General features: G+C 67.6%; 6 protein-coding genes. All 6 read left to right on the top strand.

What is annotated here, in order from left to right:
• Positions 1-303 (top strand): cysteine hydrolase (locus tag Q0R63_RS07840; protein WP_295696031.1); only part of this gene is annotated, 303 nt, incomplete at its 5' end.
• Positions 291-1,040, top strand: a complete 750-nt coding sequence (locus Q0R63_RS07845) for a 3-oxoacyl-ACP reductase family protein (protein WP_295696034.1) — start codon at positions 291-293, stop codon at positions 1,038-1,040. The genes Q0R63_RS07840 and Q0R63_RS07845, both read left to right, overlap by 13 nt.
• On the top strand, positions 1,037-1,375 hold the full coding sequence (locus Q0R63_RS24540) for a hypothetical protein (protein WP_366521086.1): 339 nt from the start codon (positions 1,037-1,039) through the stop codon (positions 1,373-1,375). The genes Q0R63_RS07845 and Q0R63_RS24540 overlap by 4 nt, the downstream gene beginning before the upstream one ends.
• The gene (locus Q0R63_RS24545) at positions 1,318-1,617 is read left to right on the top strand and encodes a CoA transferase (protein ID WP_366521087.1); all 300 of its coding nucleotides are present in this window, start codon (positions 1,318-1,320) and stop codon (positions 1,615-1,617) included. The genes Q0R63_RS24540 and Q0R63_RS24545 overlap by 58 nt, the downstream gene beginning before the upstream one ends.
• Positions 1,618-1,635: 18 nt before the next feature.
• A complete protein-coding gene (locus tag Q0R63_RS07855; protein WP_295696038.1) occupies positions 1,636-2,412 on the top strand; it encodes an SDR family NAD(P)-dependent oxidoreductase in 777 nt (258 codons plus the stop codon).
• A gap of 71 nt (positions 2,413-2,483) precedes the next feature.
• Positions 2,484-3,389: a polysaccharide deacetylase family protein gene (locus tag Q0R63_RS07860; protein ID WP_295696040.1), complete on the top strand. Its 906-nt coding sequence runs from the start codon at positions 2,484-2,486 to the stop codon at positions 3,387-3,389.
• The last annotated feature ends 403 nt before the right edge of the window (positions 3,390-3,792 follow it).

Consider the following 3,792-nt stretch of genomic DNA (forward strand, 5'->3'; position numbering starts at 1 on the left):
TACCGCTCAAGCGCGTTCTGGGGGACGAACCTTGACCTGCTGCTCGGCAGCAACGGGATCGAGACCGTGATCGTGGCCGGTTGCACGACGGAAGGCTGCGTGGAGTCCACGGCCAGAGACGCCATGTTCAGCGACTACTACGTGGTGGTGGCAGAGGACTGTGTCGGCAGCGACGACCGCACCCAGCACGACGCATCGATGCTGCTGATGCGACACCGGTTCGACCTCGCGAGGAATGAGCAGATCGTCGGGGTCTGGGAGGCCGCCGACCGCAGAAAGGAAGCCGGAGTGTGGGCAAGCTAGAGGGCCGCGTCGCCGTCGTAACCGGCGCGGCGTCCGGGATCGGGGCGGGGATCGCCGTCGCGTTCGCCCGTGAGGGGGCCTATGTGGTGGTCGCCGACCAGTGTGGACGGGCCGCGGCCGAGCCGGTGCTCGCTGAGGTTGCCGCCGCTGGGCGGCAGGCCTTGTTCGTGCAGACGGACGTCAGTGACACCCGAAGCGTCGCTGCGCTGGCCGCGGCCGTGCAGCAGCGCTTCGGGCGGGTGGACGTGCTGGTGAACAACGCAGGCATCTTCACTGAAGCGCTGGTCGAGGTGATGAGCGTCGAGGAATGGGACCGTGTGGTCAGTACCAACCTCCGTGGCACGTTCCTGTGCACGAGGGTTTTTCTGCCCGGGATGCTTGAGCGCGGCTCCGGGCGGATCATCAACATCGCCTCCCAGCTGGGCCAGGTCGGCGGCACCGCGGTGGCGCACTACTGCGCCAGCAAGGCCGGTGTCATCGGGCTCACCAAGGCGCTGGCGCGGGAGGTCGCAGCCCGGGGGGTACTGGTCAACGCGATCGCTCCCGGGCCCATCGAGACCCCACTGCTCGACCGTGAGACGGAGCAGTGGCGCCGCAGCAAGCTGGCCGAGCTACCGATTGGCCGGTTCGGCACGGTCGACGAGGTCACCCCGACCGCGGTGCTCCTCGCCTCCGCCGACGGCTCTTACTATGTCGGGCAGACTCTGGGCCCCAACGGGGGGGATGTGATGCTGTGAGGATCCGGTCCGTCCTCGCCGAGCCGGCTCTGTGCGGGTTCTACCGCGACGACCAGGCAGCGATCCGGGCGTGCGCTGGCCGCGACGGGTTCCTCTACGTCGGGTCGCCCCTCACGCCGGGGTTCAGCGAGGTCCGAGAGGCCGGCGCCGCCGTCACCGTGCTGCTTGTGCTCGAGGACGGTCAGGTCGCCGTCGGAGACTGCGCCGAGGTGCAGTACTCCGGCGCGGGCGGACGTGCGCCAGTTTTCACCGTCGAACGGGCTGCACGCCGCTGCGTTTGGCCAATTCGGTTAAACAAGCCCTCGCCGACCCGCACACCGTCGCCCGCGGCATGATCGTCGAGACCGAGCACCCCCACTTCGGAGTCGTGCGCCAGGTCGCCGGCGCTGTCCGGGTCGGCCACGAGCGCCCCGCTCACCGACGGGCCCCGCGCCGCAACGAACACGGGGATGACATCCTCGCCGCACTTCTCGGTTACGGGCCCGAAGAGCGGGCCCGGCTGACCCGCGCGGGCGCCTTCGGGCGCCCCGGTACCACCCCGATAGCCGCGTCCGCCCCACCAGAGATCGCCACATGACGGCGACGAAGGAGAACCATGTTCGAGTTGACTGACCGGGTCGCGGTGATCACCGGCGCTGCGTCCGGAATTGGAGCAGCGACCGCGAGGATCTACGCCGAAGCCGGCGCCGACGTCGTGCTCGCCTGGTACCCCCCGGACGGACACGACGTCGAGCCGGTTCGCCAGGCGGTAGAGGCCGCCGGGCGCCGGGCCGTCGTCGAGGCCGTCGACGTGACCAGCACCGAGGACGTCGACCGGCTCTTAGCCCGCGCCATCGAGGAGTTCGGGCGCGTCGACATCGTCGTCGCCAACGCCGGCATCGCGCGCAAGGTCGCTCTGGAGGACCTCGATGACGCCGCCTGGCTGAAGGTGTTGGATGTCGACCTGAACGGGGCGTGGCGCTGCTTCCGGGCGGCCCTGCCCCACATGCAGAAGGCAGGCTTTGGACGCCTCATCGCCACCTCGTCTGTGGCCGGGACCGTCTCCGGCTGGCCGGAGCACTCTCACTACGCGGCCGCGAAGGCTGGACTGGTGGGGCTGGTGAAGTCCTTGGCGGTGGAGTTCGCCGCGGACGGGGTGACGGCGAACGCGGTAGCCCCTGGCGTCATCCGCACCCCGCAGGCTCTTGACCCGGTCAACTCCCTTGGCCCGGACGGCATCGAGGCGAGCGCGAAGAAGGTGCCCTCCGGACGCGTCGGGGAGCCGGAAGACATCGGCTACGTCTACCAGTTCCTCGCCAGCACGGAGTCCGCCTACCTTACCGGGCAGCTCCTCGTTGTTGACGGAGCCCGCAGCCTCGCCGGCCTCGACTGACCGCCATCGACCAGCCTCAGCGAAAGGTATTTCCTATGGCTCAGAACGAGCAGTTCTTCCGCACCACCGACGTGGACGGCGTCCCCGGACCCGCGCGGGACATCGTCGGCTACGGCGAGCACCCGCCCCAGGTCCGCTGGAGCGGCGGGGCCAAGGTCGCCATCCAGGTCGTCGTGAACTACGAGGAGGGCTCAGAGAAGACCTTCGCGATGGGTGACAACGTCAACGACGGCATGTACGAACTGCCGTTCGCAGTCGAGGACCAGCGGGACCTCGCCGTCGAGTCGATGTACGAGTACGGGTCCCGTGCCGGGATCTGGCGTCTGTTCCGTATCTTCGACCACGCCGACATCCCCGCCACGTTCTTCGGCGCCGCAGTCGCGCTGGAACGGAACCCCGCGGTAGCGAAGAAGATCACTGCCAGAGGCGACGAAGTCGCCGGCCACGGCTACCGATGGAGCAACCACTACGAGATGACCAAGGACGAGGAGCGTGAAGCCATCCGCCGCGCCGTCGCCTCCATCGAAAAGAGCTGCGGCACGCGTCCCGTCGGCTGGTACTGCCGGGAGATGAGCGTGAACACCCGCGACCTGGTGGTCGAGGAGGGCGGGTTTCTCTACGACTCCGACACCTACAACGAGGACCTGCCTTACTGGGCGACCGTGAACGGCCGTAACCACCTCATCGTCCCCTACTCGCTGGTCGTGAACGACGCGAGATACATCATGGGAACCGGATACGGCAGCCCAGAGCAGTTCCTCGAAACGGCCAAAGCAACACTGGACCGGCTCCGCAACGACGGCGACGACCTCGGTCGGATGATGTCGATCGGACTTCACCCCCGAATCAGCGGCAACCCAGCGCGCGCCGACGCCCTCGCCCGATTCATCACCTATGCGCAAGGCTTCGACGACGTCACCTTCATGCGACGAATCGACCTTGCGAAGTCGTTCGCCGACCAGGTCCCGGCGCCCTGACCCAAGGAGGTCGCAGCAGCCAGTCACCAAGTCGACAACGGTCCGCAGCTCGACTTCGGCTCAGGCTCTCGGTTGCGGTCCGTTCGCAGTACGGCGGTGATCATCCGCTGGTAGGTGCCCCCGGTGGCCTCGACCCCGACGCTCCTGGTTCACGAACAAAGTCTCGACCCGGCGGCTCTAGCTGACAATGAGTAAGTCGGACCCCCAGTGCGTCTTGCACTGTGAAGCTGGTCATCTTTGCGGCCATGCTGTCCGTGGAGGTCGAGGCGGACTCGGCGGCTGCACCGGTCAAGCGCTTCGCTAAATCAGGGTGCTGCACCCGCAGGTCAGAGCACTGCCCGCCTTCGAACTAGAAGTGAGGCACAAACCCGGACTACCGTGGCGAAGCTGAAGTCAAGGTGGT

The organism is Lapillicoccus sp., assembly GCF_025353065.1.
Taxonomy (GTDB): domain Bacteria; phylum Actinomycetota; class Actinomycetes; order Actinomycetales; family Dermatophilaceae; genus Lapillicoccus.